The organism is Rhizobacter sp. LjRoot28, from assembly GCF_964253025.1.
Lineage (GTDB): Bacteria > Pseudomonadota > Gammaproteobacteria > Burkholderiales > Burkholderiaceae_C > Rhizobacter.
Genome location: NZ_CAXUQC020000001.1, coordinates 4,932,126 through 4,952,828 on the forward strand (window position 1 = coordinate 4,932,126; position 20,703 = coordinate 4,952,828).

The 20,703-nt window shown below is 69.4% G+C and carries 16 protein-coding genes and 1 pseudogene; 12 read left to right on the top strand and 5 right to left on the bottom strand.

From position 1 onward, the window contains the following. Positions 1-10 precede the first annotated feature (10 nt). Positions 11-514 carry an SET domain-containing protein gene (locus tag ACSQ2F_RS22610; RefSeq protein ID WP_436026570.1) on the bottom strand — a complete coding sequence of 168 codons (504 nt, stop codon included), beginning with the start codon at positions 512-514 and terminating at the stop codon, positions 11-13. Positions 515-653: 139 nt separating this feature from the next. Here ACSQ2F_RS22610 and ACSQ2F_RS22615 point away from each other — a divergent pair, with 139 nt between their 5' ends. From ACSQ2F_RS22615 to ACSQ2F_RS22625, 3 genes are all read left to right on the top strand, one after another. Beyond that, positions 654-3,350, top strand: a complete 2,697-nt coding sequence (locus ACSQ2F_RS22615; RefSeq protein WP_436026572.1) for a DNA topoisomerase III — start codon at positions 654-656, stop codon at positions 3,348-3,350. A gap of 37 nt (positions 3,351-3,387) precedes the next feature. Beyond that, positions 3,388-3,768, top strand: a complete 381-nt coding sequence (locus ACSQ2F_RS22620; RefSeq protein ID WP_436026573.1) for a hypothetical protein — start codon at positions 3,388-3,390, stop codon at positions 3,766-3,768. A gap of 71 nt (positions 3,769-3,839) precedes the next feature. After that, positions 3,840-4,817: an AEC family transporter gene (locus tag ACSQ2F_RS22625; RefSeq protein ID WP_436026575.1), complete on the top strand. Its 978-nt coding sequence runs from the start codon at positions 3,840-3,842 to the stop codon at positions 4,815-4,817. A 4-nt stretch (positions 4,818-4,821) separates the two neighbouring features. Here the strand turns inward: ACSQ2F_RS22625 and ACSQ2F_RS22630 are convergent, their stop codons facing one another. Next, a complete protein-coding gene (locus ACSQ2F_RS22630; protein ID WP_436026577.1) occupies positions 4,822-5,124 on the bottom strand; it encodes an antibiotic biosynthesis monooxygenase family protein in 303 nt (100 codons plus the stop codon). 118 nt (positions 5,125-5,242) lie between these two features. Here ACSQ2F_RS22630 and ACSQ2F_RS22635 point away from each other — a divergent pair, with 118 nt between their 5' ends. After that, positions 5,243-7,459, top strand: a complete 2,217-nt coding sequence (locus tag ACSQ2F_RS22635; RefSeq protein ID WP_436026579.1) for an IgaA/UmoB family intracellular growth attenuator — start codon at positions 5,243-5,245, stop codon at positions 7,457-7,459. A 114-nt stretch (positions 7,460-7,573) separates the two neighbouring features. Here the strand turns inward: ACSQ2F_RS22635 and ACSQ2F_RS22640 are convergent, their stop codons facing one another. The 3 genes from ACSQ2F_RS22640 to pcaF all read right to left on the bottom strand — a co-directional run bounded on the left by ACSQ2F_RS22640 (position 7,574) and on the right by pcaF (position 11,370). Beyond that, on the bottom strand, positions 7,574-8,719 hold the full coding sequence (locus tag ACSQ2F_RS22640; RefSeq protein ID WP_436026581.1) for a PEP-CTERM sorting domain-containing protein: 1,146 nt from the start codon (positions 8,717-8,719) through the stop codon (positions 7,574-7,576). A 259-nt stretch (positions 8,720-8,978) separates the two neighbouring features. Beyond that, positions 8,979-10,067, bottom strand: coding sequence for a glutathione S-transferase family protein (locus tag ACSQ2F_RS22645; protein ID WP_436026583.1), 1,089 nt, complete (start codon positions 10,065-10,067; stop codon positions 8,979-8,981). Positions 10,068-10,167: 100 nt separating this feature from the next. Beyond that, complete coding sequence (gene pcaF / locus ACSQ2F_RS22650) at positions 10,168-11,370, bottom strand: 3-oxoadipyl-CoA thiolase (protein ID WP_436026585.1); 1,203 nt, start codon at positions 11,368-11,370, stop codon at positions 10,168-10,170. Between the two features lie 407 nt (positions 11,371-11,777). Between pcaF and ACSQ2F_RS22655 the strand changes: the two genes are divergently transcribed. From ACSQ2F_RS22655 to ACSQ2F_RS22690, 8 genes and pseudogenes are all read left to right on the top strand, one after another. After that, positions 11,778-13,088, top strand: a complete 1,311-nt coding sequence (locus ACSQ2F_RS22655) for an HD-GYP domain-containing protein (protein WP_436026587.1) — start codon at positions 11,778-11,780, stop codon at positions 13,086-13,088. After that, positions 13,085-15,166 carry a putative bifunctional diguanylate cyclase/phosphodiesterase gene (locus ACSQ2F_RS22660; RefSeq protein WP_436026589.1) on the top strand — a complete coding sequence of 694 codons (2,082 nt, stop codon included), beginning with the start codon at positions 13,085-13,087 and terminating at the stop codon, positions 15,164-15,166. Before ACSQ2F_RS22655 ends, ACSQ2F_RS22660 begins: the two co-directional genes overlap by 4 nt. Before the next feature lie 82 nt (positions 15,167-15,248). Next, the gene (locus ACSQ2F_RS22665; protein WP_436026591.1) at positions 15,249-15,572 is read left to right on the top strand and encodes a DUF1840 domain-containing protein; all 324 of its coding nucleotides are present in this window, start codon (positions 15,249-15,251) and stop codon (positions 15,570-15,572) included. A gap of 39 nt (positions 15,573-15,611) precedes the next feature. Next, positions 15,612-16,238: a YbhB/YbcL family Raf kinase inhibitor-like protein gene (locus ACSQ2F_RS22670; RefSeq protein WP_436026593.1), complete on the top strand. Its 627-nt coding sequence runs from the start codon at positions 15,612-15,614 to the stop codon at positions 16,236-16,238. Further along, positions 16,235-16,900 carry a histidine phosphatase family protein gene (locus tag ACSQ2F_RS22675; protein ID WP_436026595.1) on the top strand — a complete coding sequence of 222 codons (666 nt, stop codon included), beginning with the start codon at positions 16,235-16,237 and terminating at the stop codon, positions 16,898-16,900. The genes ACSQ2F_RS22670 and ACSQ2F_RS22675 overlap by 4 nt, the downstream gene beginning before the upstream one ends. Before the next feature lie 9 nt (positions 16,901-16,909). Next, positions 16,910-17,959, top strand: a pseudogene (locus tag ACSQ2F_RS22680) (sterol desaturase family protein); the annotation flags it as partial. A 124-nt stretch (positions 17,960-18,083) separates the two neighbouring features. Next, positions 18,084-18,446, top strand: coding sequence for a hypothetical protein (locus tag ACSQ2F_RS22685; RefSeq protein ID WP_436026597.1), 363 nt, complete (start codon positions 18,084-18,086; stop codon positions 18,444-18,446). 68 nt (positions 18,447-18,514) lie between these two features. Beyond that, positions 18,515-20,596, top strand: coding sequence for a TonB-dependent receptor family protein (locus tag ACSQ2F_RS22690; RefSeq protein ID WP_436026599.1), 2,082 nt, complete (start codon positions 18,515-18,517; stop codon positions 20,594-20,596). Positions 20,597-20,703 lie beyond the last annotated feature (107 nt).

Sequence of the window (20,703 nt, forward strand, 5' to 3'; positions counted from 1 at the left end):
GGTGCCGCGCTCAGCGTTTCGGGGCGAGCATGGTGCCGCGGCAGCCCGGCGTGCCGCAGCGGCACTCGAACTCCTTCTTCAGCTTGGCGGTGTAGCGCTGGTCGATCACGAGGCCGTAGTCATAGAACAGCTCCTCACCCGGCATCAAAGGCCGCAGCGACTTGATGAACACCCGCCCGTCGACCTCGTCGGCCTCGCAGTTGGGTTCGCAGGCGTGGTTGATCCAGCGCGCGGCATTGCCGTCGACGTTGCCATCGATGACGTGCTCCTCATCGATGTGGAAATAGAAGGTATGGTTCGGCTGGCTCGGGTCGTGCGGGTGGCGCCGCAACGCCTCGGGCCAGGTGATGACCTCGCCCTTGTATTCGATGATGACCTCACCCGGGGGAATCTCGGTCAGGGCGAAGACGCCCTTGCCGTGGACGCCCGACTGCCGGACCTGGATGCGACGCCCGCCGGAAGCGGGGCGGGAAGTCTTGGCTTTGGGGGGCTTGGCGGCGCGGGCTTGCGTCATCATCGTCTTTGGGTACATTGAAATCGTAGGTGCGCGTGTGAGCGTGCGGGCGCCTGCGGGCGCGTGTGCGTATACACGCGCAAGAACCTGGATTGTAGAGAGACACGTCGCCCCGCGCCGTTTGCCAACTGAAAGAGCCATGAGCAAGACCCTCATCATTGCCGAGAAGCCCTCCGTCGCCCAGGACATCGTCCGGGCGCTGACCCCCATCGCCGGCAAGTTCGAGAAGCACGACGAGTACTTTGAGGGCGAGCATCACCTCGTGACCTCCGCCGTCGGCCACCTGCTCGAGATCAAGGCGCCGGAGGAGTACGACGTCAAGCGGGGCAAGTGGAGCTTCGCCAACCTTCCCGTGATTCCGCCGCACTTCGAACTCAACCCGATCGACAAGAGCAAGGGCCGGCTCAACGCCATCGTCAAGCTGGTCAAGCGCAAGGACGTCACCGAACTCGTGAACGCCTGCGACGCGGGCCGCGAGGGTGAACTCATCTTCCGGCTCATCCAGCAGCACAGCAAGAGCAAGCACCCGGTCAAGCGCCTGTGGCTGCAGAGCATGACCCCCGCGGCCATCCGCGACGGCTTCGAGAACCTGCGCACCGACCAGCAGATGCTGCCGCTGGCCGATGCGGCCCGTTGCCGCTCGGAGGCCGACTGGCTGGTGGGCATCAACGGCACCCGGGCCATGACGGCGTTCAACTCGCGTGATGGGGGTTTCTTCCTCACCACCGTGGGCCGCGTGCAGACGCCCACGCTGTCGATCGTGGTGGAGCGCGAGGAGAAGATCCGCCGCCACGTCTCGCGTGACTACTGGGAAGTGAAGGCCACGTTTGCCGCCCAGGCCGGCGAGTACGAGGGCAAGTGGTTCGATCCCGCCTGGAAGAAGAATCCCGACGACCCCGAGCTGCGCGCCGACCGCATCTGGAACGAGCCGGATGCCAAGGCGGTGGCCGACGCCGCGCGTGGGCAGCCCGCGACCGTGACCGAGGAATCGAAGCCCAGTTCGCAGGGCAGCCCGCAGCTGTACGACCTCACCAGCCTGCAGCGCGAGGCCAACTCGCGCTTCGGCTTTTCCGCCAAGACGACGCTGTCGCTGGCGCAGGCCCTGTACGAGAAGCACAAGGTGCTCACCTACCCGCGTACCGACAGCAAGGCGCTGCCGGAAGACTACGTGCCGGTCGTCAAGCAGACGATGGAGATGCTCGCCACCGAAGACCTGCCCGGCCCGCTGCAGGCCCTGGCCACGCATGCCCGCAAGGCAGTGAAGGAAGGCTACGTCAAGCCGAACAAGCGCATCTTCGACAACGCCAAGGTGTCGGACCACTTCGCCATCATCCCGACCCTGCAGGCGCCCAAGAGCCTGACCGACATCGAGGCCAAGCTGTACGACATGGTCGTCAAGCGCTTCCTGGCGGTGTTCTATCCGCCGGCCGAGTTCATGGTCACCACCCGCATCAGCACGGTGGAGGCCGCCGGCCGGCGCCACAGCTTCCAGACCAACGGCAAGGTAATGGTCAAGCCGGGGTGGCTGGCCGTGTACGGGCGCGAGGTGCAGGAGGACGACGCGAACCTCGTGGCCGTGCAGCCGGGCGAGGTGGTGCGCACCGAATCCGTCGACCTCAACGCGCAGAAGACCAAGCCGCCGGCCCGCTATTCGGAAGCCACGCTGCTGAGCGCCATGGAAGGCGCCGGCAAGCTCATCGACGACGACGAGCTGCGCGAGGCCATGCAGGAAAAGGGCCTCGGCACCCCGGCGACGCGCGCGGCCATCATCGAAGGCCTCATCCTCGAGAAGTACATGATCCGCGACGGGCGCGAGCTCGTGCCGACGGCCAAGGCCTTCCAGCTGACCACGCTGCTGCGCGGCCTGGGCGTGGAAGACCTGACCAAGCCCGAGCTCACCGGCAACTGGGAGCAAAAGCTCGCCGAGATGGAGAAGGGGCGCCTGAGCCGCGAGAAGTTCATGGCCGAGATCGCGGCGATGACCGAGCGCATCGTCGCCAAGGCCAAGGAGTACGACCGCGACACCATCCCGGGCGACTACGCCACCCTCAAGACGCCGTGCCCGAACTGCGGCGGCGTGGTCAAGGAGAACTACCGCCGCTTCACCTGCACCGGTGCCGACGGCGCAAGCGACGGCTGCGGCTTCTCGATCGGCAAGATTCCCGGCGGGCGCAGCTTCGAGCTCGACGAGGTGGAGACCTTCCTCGCCAACAAGCGGATCGGCCCGTTGGAAGGCTTCCGGTCCAAGGCGGGCTGGCCCTTCACGGCCGAGCTCAAGCTGAGCTACGACGACGAGATCCGCAACTGGAAGCTCGAGTTCGACTTCGGTGAGGACGCCAAGAAGGATGGTGAGTCGGGTGAACCGGTCGACTTCTCGGACCAGACCTCGCTCGGCCCCTGTCCCAAGTGCCAGGGCCAGGTGTTCGAGCACGGCACCAGCTACGTGTGCGAGCACAGTGTGGGCGCGCATGTCACCTGCGATTTCAAGAGCGGCAAGATCATCCTGCAGCAGCCGGTGGTGCGGGAGCAAATGACCAAACTCCTGGAGACAGGCAAGACCGATCTGCTGGAGAATTTCGTCTCCAACAAGACGCGGCGCAAGTTCAAGGCGTTCCTGGCCTTCGACAAGAAGGAAGGCAAGGTCAGCTTCGAATTCCAGCCGCGTGCCGCCAAGGCGCCGCCGATGAAGAAGGGCGCCGTGGCAGCAGCGGCCGAAACCGCGGCGGAGTCGGTCGAGGCCGCCAAGGCCGCGGCCAAGGCGCCCGCCAGGAAGGCTGCCACCAAGACGGCGGCGAAGACGGCGACCAAGCGCCCTGCGGCGAAGAAGGCGGCCTGACACGAGCCGCCACACCAGTTCACACCGGGAGGGAACCATGATGAAACTGCTGCCGACTTCGGCCTGCGCCACGCTGTTGCTGGCGCTGGGCGGTTGCGTGAGCGTGCAGATGCCGGCCGCCATCGCCGAGGCCCAGAAGGCCGCCGAGCAGGCTCGCGAATCGAAGGAGGCCAAGGATCTGATCCAGGCCGCCCGCGGCGCCACCGGCACGGGCCGGGACAAGCCGGTCATCAACCACTCGTACATCGGCCGGGACGACCAGACCGTGGCCGACATCAAGCAATCGTGCGTGGTCGAGGCCACGCAGAAGTTCGCTCAGATGGTCGGGACCGACGTGCGCTCCGTCGTGCTGGAGAACGAGGTGGTGACGGCACGCGGCAAGGTGGTGGCGAATTGCCGGCTCGCCCTGCAGGAGTAGCACTGCTCGCTGGCGGCGGTACGTAGCAGCCACAGCGTCTGGCGTCGGGTTTCCCCGGATACTGCGGGCCCATGTCGCTCGCACCCGTCCTGCTCAAGCTCCTGGCGATCCTGTGCGTGATCGCGCTCGGCTACGTGGTGGGACGGCTGCGCTGGCTGGGCGACAACGACCCGGCCCGCACGCTCGGCAACGCCGCGTTCTTCATCTTCGTGCCGGCGCTGCTCTTTCGCACCACGGCCCGCATCGACTTCTCGGTGATGCCGTGGGCCACGCTCAGCGCCTTCTTCGTGCCCGTGGTGGTCATCACGCTGGGCGTCTATGGCGTGCTGCGGTGGCGGCGCAGTCCCGAACAGGCGGCCGCCGAGCCCTGCGTGCGAGCCATCACCGGCTGCTTCGGCAACACGGTGCAGCTCGGCATCCCGATGGCCGCGGCCATGTTCGGCGAGGCCGGGCTGCCGGTGCATGTGGGCATCGTCAGTCTTCACGCGTTGACCCTGCTCACGATGCTGACGGCGCTCGTCGAAATCGACCTCGCGCGCGACCGCGCCCGGCAGGGCGGCTCTGGCACGCACGTCGGTCACATGCTGCTGACCACCGCCCGCAACACCATCATTCATCCCGTGGTACTGCCCATCCTGGCCGGGTTGGCCTGGAACGGGCTGGCGTTGCCGATGCCTGCGCTGGTCGACGAAACCCTGCTGCAGCTCGGGCAGGCCGTGGTGCCGCTCTGCCTGGTGCTCATCGGCATGTCGCTCGCGTACCACGGCATGCAGGGCGCCTGGCGCGGCGCGCTGATGCTGTCGGCGGTGAAGCTGCTGTTGTTGCCCTTGGCGGTGCTGGTCGCCGGCCGCTGGGGCTTCGGCCTCACCGGCCTGCCGCTCGCCGTGGTGGTGATGGCCGCCGCCCTGCCGGTCGGCAACAACGCGCTGATCTTTGCCCAGCGCTACCGCACCCTCGAGGCAGAGAGCACGGCCACCGTGGTCGTGTCGACCTTCATCTTCGCGGTGACGGCCCCACTGTGGCTCTGGGTGCTGAGCCGGATCGGCTGAACGTTCAGGCGGCGCCCGCCACTACATCGAAGTGCTCGACGACCGGCGGGGCGGCGAAGAACGGGCCCACGATGGCGCGCCACTCGGGGAAGAGCGGCCCTTCGCGGAAGTCTTTCATGTGGTGCGCGACCGTCTCCCAGCGGATGGTCAGCAGGTAGCGTTCGGGCGACTCGATGCCGCGGCCGACGTGATAGCCCAGAAAGCCGGGCGACTTGGCGATCACGGTTTCCACACCACGGCGGATGGCTTCGTCGAACGCGGCGTTCTGGCCGGGGGCGATGCGGATGTCGGCGACTTCGAGAATCATGGGGGTCTCCTGCAAAAGACCTGCAGCATAGGGCAAGGCGCCCCCCATCGAGGGGACGGACAGCGGCGTGGCGGCCCGACACAATGAGCGCCCCTTCAGCCCCTGTCGTTTCGATTTCATGGCCACGCTCCAACTTCTCCTGGTGGTGGGCCTGCTCGTCTACTCACTCTTCAGCGGCATCACTTACCTGATGCGCCGCAGCGAGAACAAGCAGGCCTTGCGCTCCCTGCAACAGGGCGCCGGGCAACCCGTTCGACGCCTCGACCCGAACGAGCGCGCCGCACTCGAGCCTTTCCTGTTCGAGCCCGCCAACCCGGCCCGCGCCATGCCCCTGCAAGGCGATGGCGTGCACCTGCTGGAAGGCGCTTACCTGCAGCATGGGCTGAGCACGGGGCAGGGCGGGAGCGTGATGCACCACACCATCGGCGATGTGGAGGTGATCCTGCCCTACGACGCGGCCGATTTCCTCGAGCCGCACAACCGGGCGGAAGTCGTGTTCGGCAGCAAGTGCGCCATCGTCGTGCGCTTGAACGGCAGCTTCGACCTGCCCGGCGCCCATGCGCGCGCACAGCGCCGCCAGCAGCAGACCCAGCAATGGCAAAGCGGGCGCTCGGGCGAGGTGACGGACGTCGACCCGGAGGGCGTGGCGGAGGTGGTCGCCGCCGTGCAGGAGCAGGCCGACGACGGGCTCGACGGCGCGCGCGCCGCGGAGGTCGTGCGTGACGCGCTGCGGGTGGAGATCCTCGGCCAGCGCGACGAGACGCCCGCCGAGATGGCCGCTCGGCACGGCCCCGGACTGGGCCTGCTCGCCGGCCTGGCCTGGGCGCTGACGTTCGCAGGTCTCGGGATCGCCAGTGCCGTCGACCCGGACGACCGCCTGTTCTGGCTGCTGCCCTCGCTGGTGCTGGCCGCGTCGGGCGCATGGTGGGCGTGGGGCAAGAGGCGCGCTGCAGTGCCGCAGAAAGTCAACCGGGTGCGCGGCCATGTGACGGTGCTCGACATGCCGCTCGGCGGCACTGCCGGCACCACCTTGCCGCGGTGGTTCCTCGGCAACAAGTTCCAGATGAACCTGCCCGCCCACTGGCAGGGTGCTTTCGCCGTGCCGGAAGGCCCCGTCGAGGCAGAGATGCGCGTCGATGACCAGACGGTGGTACGCCTGGGCAAGGCCTTGTCGGTGGATGAGGAAGTGCGCCGCTTCGCCCCGGTTCACTGGGGCCGACATGCCAGCCTGGCGCTCGTCGGCGCCGGCGGACTTGGTGCGCTTGCGCTCGCCTTCTCGGTGAGCGGTCTGCAGGACGACCTGAGGCTCGGCGCCGCGTGGATCTCGCGCGCCACGCCGATGCGCCTGGAGACTCCGGCCGCATTCTCCGCGGCCCTGCCGGCGGTGGGCACGCCGGTGTCGCTCACCGGTCGCGCGCCGTGCGGCGTCGGCCATGAACCCGGCCTGCACATCGATTGCACCCGCCTGCGCTGGGGCGGCGCTGCGGTCGCCGCCGCCGACCTGCAGCCTGATGCCCTGACCCTCGCCCTTCACGAAGGCGGCTTCCTGGAGACGCGCCGCGACCCGCGCCTGGAAATGCTCCTCCAGATCCAGGCGATGCAGGCGCTGGGCAGCGCCGATCCGCTGGCGCGCTACCAGGCCACCCTCAACCAACCGACGCTCATTGCCGGCTTGCCGGCGATGGTGCGCAGCGTCGAGGAGGCCTGCCCACAGACGTCGCCGGCCTGCGAGACGCTGCACCAGGCCATCGTCGAGGGAGTGCACGTCGACGAGGACACGCAGCCCGCCGCCTGGAGCGACTGGGTGCGCGAGACCGGCACCGGCCGCCTGTCGCACGCCGACGCGGCGGGCGTGGCGCGCGCCGATGCGGTGGGTCGCATCCGCGATGCCGCGCGGGCCGTCGCCGACACCCGCATCGCGGCGCTGGTTCAAGCGGCCACGGCCCGGCACGCGGGCCAGGGCGGCGTGGAATTGGCCGTGCTCACGGGCAGCGGCGCCCGCCTGCCCGAGAACCCGATGACGTCGGACGGGCTGGAAGCCCTCGCCTGGTTGCAGGGCGCCGATGGGGAGCCGGGCCGGTCGGCCTTCCGCATCGACGGCCTCGTGGCGGCCATCGAGACCGGCGCGGGCGGTGTGCCGCGGGTGTGGATCGACGCCTCACGGCACCTGGGCGACCCGTGGAGCGCGCTGATGCGCGCGAGCGCTCTGGTGGTGGCGCTCGGCCTTCTGCTGGGCCATGGGGTCATGGCGGTCATGCGCCTGAGGGCCGCGGGCGCACGTCGACGGGCCGTGGCAGCGCACAACGAGTCGCGCTGGAATTCGCTCGCTTTCTAGGGGTGAGGCGAGCAGGGAGGCGAGGAGGCGACCGGCCGGATCATCGACAGCACGGCAGGTTCGGTCGAGGCAGGTCCCGCCTGGCCGGCCCCGGCGAGCCCGGGGTCCGGCGCATCAGGCGGCCGCCGGGCCGGTTTGCGCGGCACCACGGGCACGTCGACGGGCTCCGAACGCCACGCCAGTGCCCAAGAGGGCCATCAGCCAGGTCGCGGGTTCGGGCACCGGCGCTGCCACGCTGCGAAGAATGAACGGCGTCCAGTCCCGCTCCCCCAGTCGGATGCCGTGTCCGATGATGTCCCCGTTGTCGTTGATCCGGGATACCGAAAAACCGTCCTGCCATCCGATGAGTCCGGCTGGATCGATGAGGCTGCTCAAGCTCAGGGTCCCGCCCTCGCGGTCGTACAGGAAGGGGTCCCAGGTGGGGTTGTTCCCTTCGGTCCGGATGGAACGACCCAGCACGACGCCTTGGTTGTTGAAGTCCAGGACTTCATCGTCCACCGAACCGGCCAGACCGGCGATGGCGGTGACGGCACCATCGTCCCAAAGATAGGTCCGGCTGGCGTCGCCAGGGGCCACCGTGAAGGCGACATCGCCCTGGTCGTTGATGCGCGCGGTGGGACTGGGCTCGAGTTCAGGCGCGAGTTCCGTCGATCCGCCGGTGTTCAGGTCATGGATCCAGTACCGGGTCTGGCCGGAACCCGAGTCCTCGACGAGCACCTGTCCGGCGTTGTTGATGTCGACAGCCAAGCTGTTCCGGAACGGCAGCGTTTCAAAGCCGGTCGATGGCGAGTACGCATAGGCCCGGTACGCGCCCGGGTCCTCGCGAAAGCCCACCACCTGGCCGCTGTCGTTGATGCCGCGTGCGCCGCTGTAGCGAACACCGGTGCCCGTGCCGGGTACGGGGCCGCCCAGCCCGCCCGCTCGCAACACGTACGCATTGCCATTCACCAGTGCGGCCACCTCGCCGCGTTCGTTCAGATCGTAAGCGCCGAAGTCTCCGCCGAACTGCACCGGCAGGCCGGACGGCATCAGCGTTTCGAAGCCGACGCCCGGTGTGTAGAGCGAGAGCGTGAGCCCCTCCCGTCGGGGAAGGCGCCATGCTGCAGCGTACTGCCCCTGATCATTGAATGCGCCGATGCGCTCGAGGCTGGCACCCGGCAGGACGGGCAGGGCTTCCAGCTGATAGCGGGGAGCGGCCGCGGCCAGCGTTGCACACGCCCATCCGACGGTGCCCAGGACCAGGAGCTTCCATGTGCGCATGATCGTCTTCCGTACCCCCCACGGTCGGGCGGTCTCTTGTCACTCTAGGCGGCGGCGTGTGGAACCGCAATGTGATTCGGCGTTGGCCGACGGTGAGGATCAGGGGTGCGGCAGTTGGCAGAACCGCCCGGGCCCTTGCGGGTGGGCACCCGGGCTAACCTGCCATCCACCACTTCGCCGGAATCGAGCCAGCGCCGCGATGACGCCTGGCGCACCGGACTTCTTTCGAGCTGCCCCGGAAGAGGGGCAGCGGAGAACGCTAGGCCGGCTTGACGCTGAGCCCGTGCCGGGCCAGTCGCGGAGGATCCTCGAACGCCGTGAACGCATCCCCGCCCAGCGGTCGAAGCCACTCGGCTGCCGCGGCTTGCTCGTTCGGCGCCAGCGACCGGTAGCAGTCCCGGGCCCGTTGCAGCATCCACAGGCTGTACGGGCGGATGATGCGCGTGCCCTGCCGGCCTTCAAGGGTGAAGGCATGGCTGCCGATGGCGCGCGGCAGCGGTTCCCCCGGGTGCTCGGCCATCCATTCGCGCACGCGCACGGCCGAATCGGCTAGCACTGGAAGCAACTCGCGGAACATGCGGGCCAGGATCGGGCGCAGCGTATCGGGCAGGGCGTCGTCCGGCAGGAAGTCGCCCGAGTGCGCGACCGGATGCTGCATGCGCTCGACCCATCGGGCGACCGAGGGCGCCTTGTCGCGCATGTGGCGGCCGGTGAACGGGTCGCGGTACTGGTGGGCATAGAGCGGCCCGATCAAACCGAAATCGCCCATGCCGGGGCGACTGCCGAGCAGGCAGGGGTGGACGGCGAAATGGGCCGACAGTTCGTCAAGCAGGCTTTCGTACGACTGCTCGATGGCCGCGTGCATGGCGGGTTCCCCGCCCAGCAGCTCGGCCGCCTTGGCGAACGGCACGGCGCGCTTGGCGCCGATCTCCCGCTGGGCCTCGGGCGACGCCCCGGGGGCGCTCAGGGCGCCGAACTCGGCGATGGCCCACTCCCGGTTGTGATGCCAGCGGTAGTGCATGGCCGGGATCACCAGCCATTCGTCTCCGTACAGTTCGAACAGCAGGCTGATGAGGCGCTGCCGCGGCCCTTCGGGTCTGATGCTCGGCGCAGGGTGGCGCGCTTCCAGGGCCTCGATGATGTCCGTGCTGTCCTGGAGACAATCGTCCTCGGGCGTGAGCAGGACCGGAATGACCGGGAAGCCGACGCGGGGCACGATGACGTCGCGGAACGCGGCAGCGTCCGAAGGCACTTCCTCGAAAGCCAGGCCTTTCCACCGCAGGTACGCGCGGACCTTGCCGGTGAAGTAGCTGACTTCGGAGCCGTAGAGCTTGTAAGGGGCTTGCATCGTGTCTCCTCGCAGCCGTCCGCGCTCTGGGCGGCGCGTTGCGGCAGGGGCACGGCGCGTCGCGCCGGTGCCCGGTTTCGTCAGATGGCGACGCGACCTGTCAGACGCGTTCGACGATCAGCGCAATGCCCTGACCCACGCCGATGCACATGGTGCAGAGCGCATAGCGCCCGCCGGTGCGGTGGAGCTGGTTCACGGCCGTCGTGACGAGCCGTGCGCCGCTGGCGCCCAGCGGGTGGCCGAGGGCGATGGCGCCGCCGTTCGGGTTCACGCGCGGGTCCTCGTCCTTCAGGCCGAGGTCGCGCAGCACCGCCAGGCCCTGGGCGGCGAACGCCTCGTTGAGCTCGATGACATCCATCTGCTCGAGCGTGAGGCCGGTCAGGGCCAGCACCCGGCGGGTGGCCGGCGCCGGGCCGATGCCCATGATGCGGGGGGCGACGCCGGCCGTGGCCATGCCCACCACCCGCGCGCGCGGCGTGAGGCCGTGGCGGGCGGCGGCGGCTTCGCTCGCCAGCAGCAAGGCGCAGGCACCGTCGTTGACACCGGAAGCGTTGCCCGCCGTCACCGTGCCGTCCGGGCGCACCACGCCTTTCAGCTTGGCCAGCGCCTCGAGGCTGGTCTCGCGGGGGTGTTCGTCCTTGGCGACGACGATCGGGTCGCCCTTCTTCTGGGCGATGGTGACCGGGGTGATCTCGGCGTCGAAGAAACCCGAACGCTGGGCCGCCACGGCCTTGAGCTGGCTCGCCAGGGCCATGCGGTCCTGGGCGTCGCGCTCGATCTTGAAGTCGGTGGCGACGTTCTCGGCCGTCTCGGGCATCGAGTCGACCCCGTGCATTTCCTTCATCAGCTTGTTGACGAAGCGCCAGCCGATGGTCGTGTCGTACACCGCGTTGCTGCGGCTGAAGGCGGACTCGGCCTTGGGCATCACGAACGGGGCACGGCTCATGCTTTCCACCCCGCCGGCGAACATCAACTCCGCCTCGCCGGCCCGGATGGCGCGCGCGGCGGTACCGACCGCATCCATGCCCGAGCCGCACAAGCGGTTCAGCGTGGCGCCGGGCAGTTCGATCGGCAGGCCGGCCAGGAGGCTGGACATCCGGGCGACGTTGCGGTTGTCCTCGCCGGCCTGGTTGGCGCAGCCGAAGATCACGTCGGCCACCGCGGCCCAGTCGACCTTCGGGTTGCGGGCCATCAGCGCGCGCAGCGGAATGGCGCCGAGATCGTCGGCCCGGACGGACGAGAGTGCGCCACCGTAGCGGCCGAAGGGAGTGCGAACCGCGTCGCAGATGAAAGCATGGGTCATGGGAACTCCAGGATGAATGAATCGGGACGGGGCGCGGGGCGAGCGGTCGTTGCGCCGGCTGGCCGGGCAGGGCCTTGCCGTGCCTTCTGGGCAGGGGAAGGAGAGGGAATCGGTGAACGGGAGTTTAATTCCGGGTGAATCGCCAAATCCGTCACCGAGGCGTCACCGCGGCGACGCCCGGGCTGGACAAGTTGGCGCTGACGTCGCACATTCGCCGGCTTTCCGTTTCGCGTTGCGGAACCCGTTCCGCAAAATTCCCGACTTCACGTGAGCCTCCCCTGTCAGTTGTATCAGGTGCGACCGAAGCAACCCGGACTTAACCTCAAGTCCAGGGGAGCGCCCGCCGAAAACGCCTTCACCACTGCGTATTCAACAAGGGCTCGGCGGTTCACGGTATGAAAGACGTCTTGCCAACATCGCTCATCGATGTGCAGCAGTTGCGCATCGGGATGTTCGTCCATCTGGACATGGGGTGGATGTCACACCCCTTTCCACTGAGCAGCTTCAAGATCACCTCGGCCGATCAGATCGTCACGATCCGCGGCCTGGGAAAGCCGCGCGTGCGCTGGAGCCCGGACAAGAGCGACCCGGACGCGTTCGACGCGGCCCACGCGCCTTCGGCGGGGTTGGCGGCGGGCGTGCCGGCCGCGGCGGTGCCGCCCGCGGGTACCGAATCGCCTCAGGCCGCGCTGCTGCGCCAGCGCCGGGATGCGGTGGCGGCCTCGCGCGCTCGCCTCCACCTGTGCGAGCGCCAGTTTGCCGAGGCGGCACGTGCCTGCCGGCAGGCCACCGAACTCGTGGCCGCGCAGCCGGACGTCGCCCGCCAGCAGACCGAGGCGCTGTCGCAGGCGCTCGTCGACAAGCTCATCGGCGACCAGGACATGTGCATCCGGTTGCTCACCGATGCGGCCGGCGACAAGGCGTCCCTGCACGCCATGAACGTGACGGTCATCTCCCTGCTGATGGGCCGCACCTTCGGCCTCTCGCCGGCCGACATGCTCGACCTGGGCACCGGGGCGCTGCTGCACGACATCGGCAAGCTCGACCTGCCGGAGCGGGTGCGCCATCGCGAGGAGCACTTCACCACCGCCGAGACCACGTTCTATCAGGAGCACGTGGCGCACGGCGTGACGCAGGCCAAGCGGATGGGGCTCAAGGCAGGCGCCACACTGGTGGTCGCGCAGCACCACGAGCATGCCGATGGGTCCGGCTTTCCCCTCAAGCTCAACAGCGACCGCATGACGACCGCCGCCCGCATCGTCTCGCTGGTGAACCGCTACGACAACCTGTGCAATCCGCACGTGCCGGCCCGGGCGCTCACGCCGCACGAGTCCCTGTCCCTGCTGTTCGCGCAGGGAAAGAACCGCTACGACACCGCCATCCTGGGGGCCTTCATCCGCATGATGGGGGTCTACCCGCCCGGCTCCGCGGTGCAGCTGACGGACGACCGCTACGCCCTCGTGGTGTCGGTGAACTCCACCCGGCCCCTCAAGCCGACGGTGCTGGTGCACGACCCGAAGGTGCCGAGCGACGAAGCGGTGCCGCTCAACCTCGAGAGCGACGGCCGGCTCGGCATCCGCCGCAGCGTCAAGGTGCAGCAGCTGCCGGCCGAGGCGCTTGCCTACCTGTCGCCGCGGCCACGCATCGCCTACTTCTTCGAGCCGAACATCGAGCCTGAGCGCGCCGATGGCTCCGCGGCGCGGAGTCCGAACCCATGAATCCTCAGGCGTTGCGCGTCGCCTGGACGGCGCTGATCGAGGGCCTGCTGGACGCCGTCTGGCTGGTCGATGCCGAGAGCCTGCGCATCGTGGCGGCCAACGCTGCGGCCGGCGTGCTGCTGGGCGTCGACGCCTCCACCCTCGTCTCGCGCGCGGCCGCCGAGCTGAGCGCGACACCCGAAGACCTCGCCTTCTGGAGCGGCGTGGCCGACGGCTGGTCCGGCGGACTGGTGTCCGAGTCCCTCGTGCGCCGCTTCAATGGCAGCGTGGTGCCCGTCACCCGGCGGGTGAACCGGGTGGAGCTCGACGGTGCGGCGGTGTTCGTGGTCGTCTTCCAGGACCGCAGCGCGCACCAGGCCACCCAGGACGAACTCGAGCACCGGCTGGCCGAGCTTCGGGCCACCCTCGAATCCACCGCCGACGGCATCCTCGTCACCGACCTGGCTGGCGTGATCCGCGGCTTCAACCGCCGCTTCGCGGCCCTGTGGAGCCTGCCCGACGACCTGCTCACCCAGCGCGACGATGCCGCCGTGCAATCGTGGATGCGCCGCAGCGTCGTCGACGTGGCCGACTATGACCGGCGCCTGGCCGCCATCCAGGACGCCACGCTGCTGCAGACCAGCGACGTCTTCGCGCTGCATTCCGGCAAGGTGATCGAGCGGGTCACCTTGCCGCAGTGCAGCCGCGGCCAGCCCATCGGCCGGGTGTTCTCCTTCCGGGACATCACCGAGAAGCTCGCGGCCAGCCAGCGCATCGAGGAGCTCAGCCAGACCGACCCGCTCACCGGCCTGCCCAACCGCAGCCTGCTGGCCGATCGCGTCGAGTTCGCCCTGGCCATGTCACAGCGCAACGGGCATTCCTTTGCGCTGATGGTGGTGAACCTCGACCGCTTCAAGCACATCAACGACACCTTCGGCCTCGGCTTCGGTGACCGCGTGCTGCTCGAAGTGACGGAGCGCATCAAGGGCTGTCTGCGCAGCCTCGACACGGTCGCCCGGCTGGGCAGCGACGAGTTCGTGCTGCTGGTGCACAAGGCCGATGCGGCGGGCGCCGAGGCCACCGCCCGCCGGGTCATCGACGCCATGTCGCGGCCCTTCCTGCTCGACGGCGTGGAGTTCACCGTCACCTGCAGCATCGGCGTGGCCTTGTCCCCGGTGGATGGCACCAACCTCGATGAACTGATCCGTCGCGCGGATGCCGCCATGCAGCGGGTCAAGGCGCTCGGCCGCGCGAGCTTCCGCTTCCACCAGCCCCAGGACCACGCCCAGCCGCGCTCGCAGATGCAGCTCGACCACGCCATGCGACGGGCGCTGGTGAGCGGGCATTTCCACCTCCACTACCAGCCGCAGGTGAACATCGGCAGTGGCCAGGTGATCGGCGCCGAGGCGCTCATCCGTTGGCGTGACCCGGTGCTCGGCTCGGTGCCGCCCGCCGAGTTCATCCCGATGGCCGAGGAGAGCGGCTTCATCATCGCCATCGGCGACTGGGTGCTGACGCAGGCGGTCAGCCAGGCGGCCGAGTGGTACGCCCGCGGACGAGCGTTGCCGGTGTCGATCAACGTGTCGGCGCTGCAGTTCCAGCAGGCCCACTTCATCGAGCGCGTGTCCAGCACCCTGCGCGCGGCCGGGCTGCCGCCGCACCTGCTCGAACTCGAGCTCACCGAATCCATCCTGCTGCGCGATGCCGAGGATGCACTGCACCGGCTCAAGGCGCTCGAGCAGCTCGGGGTGATGATGTCGATCGACGACTTCGGCACGGGCTACTCGAGCCTGTCGTACCTGAAGCGGTTCCCCATCGGCCGCCTGAAGATCGACCGCAGCTTCGTCAGCCACCTGCCGGACGATGGCAGCGACGTGGCGATCGTCAATGCCATCGTGCAGCTGGCCCGCGCGATGCAGCTGCGCGTCATTGCCGAGGGGGTGGAAACTGAACCGCAGCGGCAGTTCCTCCTCAAGGCCGGTTGTGACGAGTTCCAGGGCTTCCTGTACGCCCCGGCCCTGGAAGTGCCTGCCTTCGAACATCGCCTCGGCTGGACCGCGCCCGCGGCCAAGCCGGCCGTGAGGCTCGTCAGCGGCTGATCGGCGGCGGCGCCCGACGGCGGCCAGGGCCTTCGCGAGACAGCGCACAATCCGGGCGTCACCCACTCCCGGAGTTGAGCCCATGCTGTACAAATTCAAATCGAAGTCCGGCAGCGACGTCATCATGATGGGACCCAATGGCGACGAGGTGCTGCGCCTCATTGGCAAGCAGCCCGCCCCCAAGGGCATCATCGAGCCCGGCGACATGCCCGCGGCCATGGCCGCCATCGAGCAGGCGGTGCTGGCCGAGGAAGCCGCACGGGAGCAGGCCGAGGCCGAGGCGCGGGCCGAGGGCCACACCGTGCCTGCGCGCGAAGGGGTGACCCTGCGGCAGCGGGCCTGGCCGCTGGTCGACCTGATGAAGCGCGCCCACCCGGCCGACCACGACATCGTCTGGGGCGCCTGACCTCGCCCCTTGCACCGAACCGACCACAGGAATCGACCCATGCAACTTCGCAGCGACGACTTCACGGACGGGCAGCCCCTGCCCACCCGCCTGGCCGCCGGCAAGCCCGATGGCCAAGGCCAGGGCACCTTCTCCGACGACCTGAACCCCCACCTGGCCTGGACGGACGTGCCGGCCGGCACCCGGTCGTTCGTGCTCATCTGCCACGACCCGGATGTGCCGAGCCGCGGCGATGACGTCAACCAGACCGACCGTGAGGTGCCCGCCGACCTGCCGCGGGTCGACTTCTTCCACTGGGTGCTGGTCGACCTGCCGGCCACGCGCACGAGCATCGCCCAGGGCGAGTTCAGCCAGAGTTTCGTTCCGGGCGGCAAGCCGGGCCCGGCCGCGCCCCAGGGCGCCCGTCAGGGCCTGAACGACTTCACCGGCTGGTTCGCCGCCGACGCCGCCATGGCGGGCTCCTACTTCGGCTACGACGGCCCCTTTCCCCCGTTCAATGATTCGATCGTCCACCACTACGTGTTCACGCTGCACGCGCTGTCCGTCGAGCGGGTGGCCGTCGAGGGGGCCTTCACCGGGGCCCAGGTGCGCGAGGCCATCGCGCCATACGTGCTCGGCCGGGCCGAGCTCACCGGCACGTACACCTTGAACCGCCGCCTGCTGTGAACCGGACCACCCGCATCCTCGCGATCCGCCATGGCGAGACGGCCTGGAACGTCGACACCCGCATCCAGGGCCAGCTCGACATCCCGCTGAACGACACCGGCCGCTGGCAGGCCGGGCGCCTCGCGGCGGCAGTCCGGGAGGAAGGCCTCGATGCCGTCTACAGCAGCGACCTGCTGCGCGCCCACGAGACCGCCCAGGCCGTGAGCTGCGGGGCCGGGCTGGAGCTGGTCGTCGACCCGGGCTTGCGCGAGCGGGCCTTCGGCGTGTTCCAGGGCCTCACCTTTGCGGAGATCGAGGCGCGCTGGCCCGAGCAGGCGCTGCGCTGGCGCAAGCGCGACCCGGCGTTCGGCCCCGAGGGCGGCGAGGCGCTGCGCGACTTCTACGAGCGCTGCGTGGGCGCGGTGGCGCGCATTGCTTCGGCGCACCCCGGGCAATCGATCGCGGTCGTGGCGCACGGGGGTGTGATGGACTGCCTGTACCGGGCCGCCACCCGCATCGACCTGCAGGCGCCGCGCTCATGGCAGGTCGGCAATGCCAGCCTGAACCGGCTGCTCTACAGTCCGGAAGGGTTCTCGCTCGTGGGCTGGAGCGACACCCAGCACCTGGATGGCGGCACGCGCGACGAAACCAGCGACGGCGACCGCGTCGGCCACGCCGCCTGAGGGGACCCCATGGCACTCACCGGCCCGCAAGTCATCGTCCTCGCGACGCCGGTGTTCCTGCTGCTCATCGCGATCGAGTGGTATGTCGGCTGGCGGCGCGGCCGCAACACCTATCGGCTGAACGACACGCTCAACAGCATCGGGCTGGGGGTGCTGAGCCAGGTCGCGGGTGTGCTGACCGCCGTGATCACGCTCGGAATCTACACGGTGGTGCACGAACGCCTGGCACCATGGCCGCTTCCCTCAGGCGCCGCCTGGGTGTGGATCGCCGGCCTGCTGCTCTACGATTTCCTCTATTACTGGCACCACCGCTTCGGTCACACCGTCGCGCTGTTCTGGGCGGCCCACGTGGTGCACCACCAGAGCGAGGACTACAACCTCGGCACCGCGCTGCGCCAGACGAGCAGCACCTGGGTCGGTGGCTGGGTGTTCTACCTGCCCATGGCGGTGCTGGGTTTCCCGCCGCTCGTGTTCGCGACCGTCGCCCTCATCGACCTGCTGTACCAGTACTGGGTGCACACGCAGCAGATCGGCCGGCTCGGCGCCTTCGACCGCTGGTTCTGCGCGCCCAGCAACCACCGTGTCCACCACGCCGTCAACGACCGCTACCTCGACCGCAACTACGGCGGCATCCTCATGGTGTGGGACCGCCTGTTCGGCAGCTTCGAGCCGGAGGACCCGGCCGAACCCTGTGTGTACGGAACGCGAGGGCCGCTGCGCAGCTGGAACCCCTTGTGGGCCAACCTGCAGGTGTACGCGGATCTGGCCCGCGACAGCTGGCACACCCGCCGCTGGATCGACAAGCTGCGCGTCTGGTTCAAGCCACCCGGCTGGCGGCCCGCCGACGTGGCGGCGCGCTTTCCCAAGGAACCGTTCGACATCGGCCGCACCCGGCGCTACGACCCGCCGATGTCACCCGTCCAGGCGTGGGCGGCGCTGTTGCTCTTTGCCGCCGTGCTGGCCGGCACGACGGGGCTGTTGTGGTTCGCGCACGTGCTGTCGATCCCCGCGCTGGCGGCAGGAGCGGTGTTGATCGCCGCCGGCTTGTGGGCCGTCGGCCGGGTCTGCGAGCGCCTTCCGCGGTCATCGCCGGCGAGCCACCACGCACCGGTGGCTTGACCTGGCGCAGGCCAGCACCCGGCGGTGCTGCAAGGGCAGGAGCGACCGCCTAGAATCGCGCCCCGTGTCCCGCCTGCCTTCACCGTCTCCTGCCCACCGTATCCTGATGCTGGTGTGGGTGGCGCTCGCGTTGCTGTGGCAGCCGGCCGGTGCCACCGCCCGGGCGGCCGGCATGGCGGCCGGGCAGGAGGTCTGCACGTCGGTGGGCATGCAGATGGTCGACGCCGACGGCCAGCCGATACAGGCCCAAAGCCATCCCTGCACCGATTGCTGTGGCTCGCTGTGGCCCGCCGCGCTGCTGCCTGGCATGGCCACAGGCCTGCTGCGGGAACTGCGCCACGCCACGCCGGCCAGCCCGCCTCCCCCGCTGCGCCTGGCCGCCGAATGGCTGGGCCCCTTGTCGCGCGGCCCGCCCGCCGACGCCTGATCCGACCCCTTCGAACCTCCTCGCCGGTGCCCGGCCGGGGAGGGCATCGTCTCGTTTCAGGAGTTTCCATGTCCCGCTTCCACGGACCCGCCTGGGTCCTGCTGCCGCTTTGCGCGGCCGCAGCCCACGCCCAATCGCCCTCACCCCAAGCGCCGCGCGAGACCGAGCTCGCGCCCGTCGTCGTCACCTCCCGCAAGAATCCCGACCAGTCGACCCTCACCCAACCTGACCTGCCCACCGCCCGTGCCCGCATCGAGCAGACGCCCGGTGGCGTGGGCGTGGTGGATGCCGCCAGCTACCGCAGCGGACGCGTCGCCACCCTCACGGATGCCCTGGGCGGCGCCACCGGGGTGTACGTGCAGCCCCGTTTCGGCGCCGAGGAGTCGCGCGTGTCCATCCGCGGATCCGGCCTGCAACGCACTTTCCACGGCCGGGGCCTGAAGCTGATGCAGGACGGCGTGCCGCTGAACCTGGCTGATGGCAGCTTCGACTTCCAGGCCGTCGAGCCCCTGTCGGCCCGCTATGTGGAAGTGTGGCGTGGTGCCAATGCCTTGCAGTACGGCGCGGCCAACCTGGGTGGCGCGGTGAACTTCGTCTCGCCCAACGGCTACAACGCCGATGACCTGCGCCTGCGCGTGGAAGGCGGCAGCTTCGGCTACGCCCGGGCGCAGCTGTCGACCGGCGGCGTGACGGACCGGCTCGACCACTACGTGGCCCTCACCGGCTTCCGCCAGGACGGCCATCGCGACCACGCGCGGCAGGAGACGGGCCGCCTGTCGGCCAACCTCGGCTTCACCTTCACGCCGCAGGCCGAGACCCGCTTCTACTTCGGCCACGTGGACAGCCGCTCCGACCTGCCGGGCAGCATCACGCGCGGCCAGCTCGAGCAGGATCCGAGGCAGGCGCAGGCCGGCAACGTGACGCTCGACCAGGAGCGCAACATCCGCTGGACGCGGCTGTCCAACAAGACGGTGCTGCAGGACGGCACCCACCGTTTCGAGGGCTTCGCCTACGTCTCTGACAAGCGGCTCAACCACCCCATCTTCCAGGTGATCGACCAGCAGAGCCTGGATGCCGGCCTGGAGCTCCGCTACGTCAACTCGGCCGCCGTCGGCGGACGCGGCAATCGGCTCACCGTGGGCATCGCACCCAGCCGCGGCGTGACCGACGAAGACCGGCACACCAACGTGGGCGGGGCCGCGGCGGTGCGCACCAACCAGTCACGACAGACCGCTTCCAACCTCGAGGTGTATGCCGAGAACCAGCACGAGATCGTGCCGCAGTGGGCGCTGGTGGCCGGCTTGCAGCACGTGCGCGCGTCACGGCGCCTCGAAGACCAGTACGTCGCCGGCACCACGGCCGATCCGGTCGATGAAGGGTTCTCTCGCCGCTACGAAGGCACCAACCCGAAGCTCGGCCTGCGGCACGACCTGTCCCCCGATGCCCAGGTCTTCGCCAACCTCTCGCGCAGTTTCGAGCCGCCCACCTTCGGCGAGCTGGCGGGCGGTGTGCGGCCGGTCGCCAATGCCGCCCAGCGGGCCGACACCTTCGAGGTGGGCACGCGCGGGCGCGGGCGAGGTGTGAACTGGGACGTGGTGTTCTACGAGTCGCATGTGCAGGACGAACTCCTTCAGATCGCGCTCAACTCGGCTGGAGCCTCCACCACCGTCAATGCGCCGCGCACCCTGCACCGCGGCATCGAACTGGGCCTGTCCGGCGAGAGCCCGAGGCAGCCGACCGGGCGCGTCGAATGGCGCCTCAATGCCCTCTGGAACCACTTCCGCTTCCGCAACGACCCGACCTACGGCGACAACCGCCTGCCCGGCGTGCCGCGCTACTTCGCACGCGCGCAGGCAGCCTACCGGTTCAGCGCCGGCACGCTGCTGGCTGTCCACACGGAAGGTGCGACGGGCTATCCGATCGACTTCAGCAACAGCTTCGCGGCCAAGCGCTATGCGATCTGGGGCCTGCGTGCCTCGGGTGACGTGCGGCGCGGACTGTCGTGGTTCGTCGACGGGCGCAACCTGTCAGACCGCCGCTACGCCGCCACGACCGGCGTCGTGCGTGACGCAGGCGGACGAGACACCGCGCAGTTCCTGCCGGGCGATGGGCGCTCGCTGTTCGTCGGCCTGGACTGGGCGCTGCGCTGACCCGGCGGGCGACGCCGGCGGAGCGCTCGGCGGCTGGCGTCGCTCACCCCCTTGGCGGCAGGTGAACTTGTCCGACAGTTTGACCGGGGGCGGCCCGTGCCCAAGAC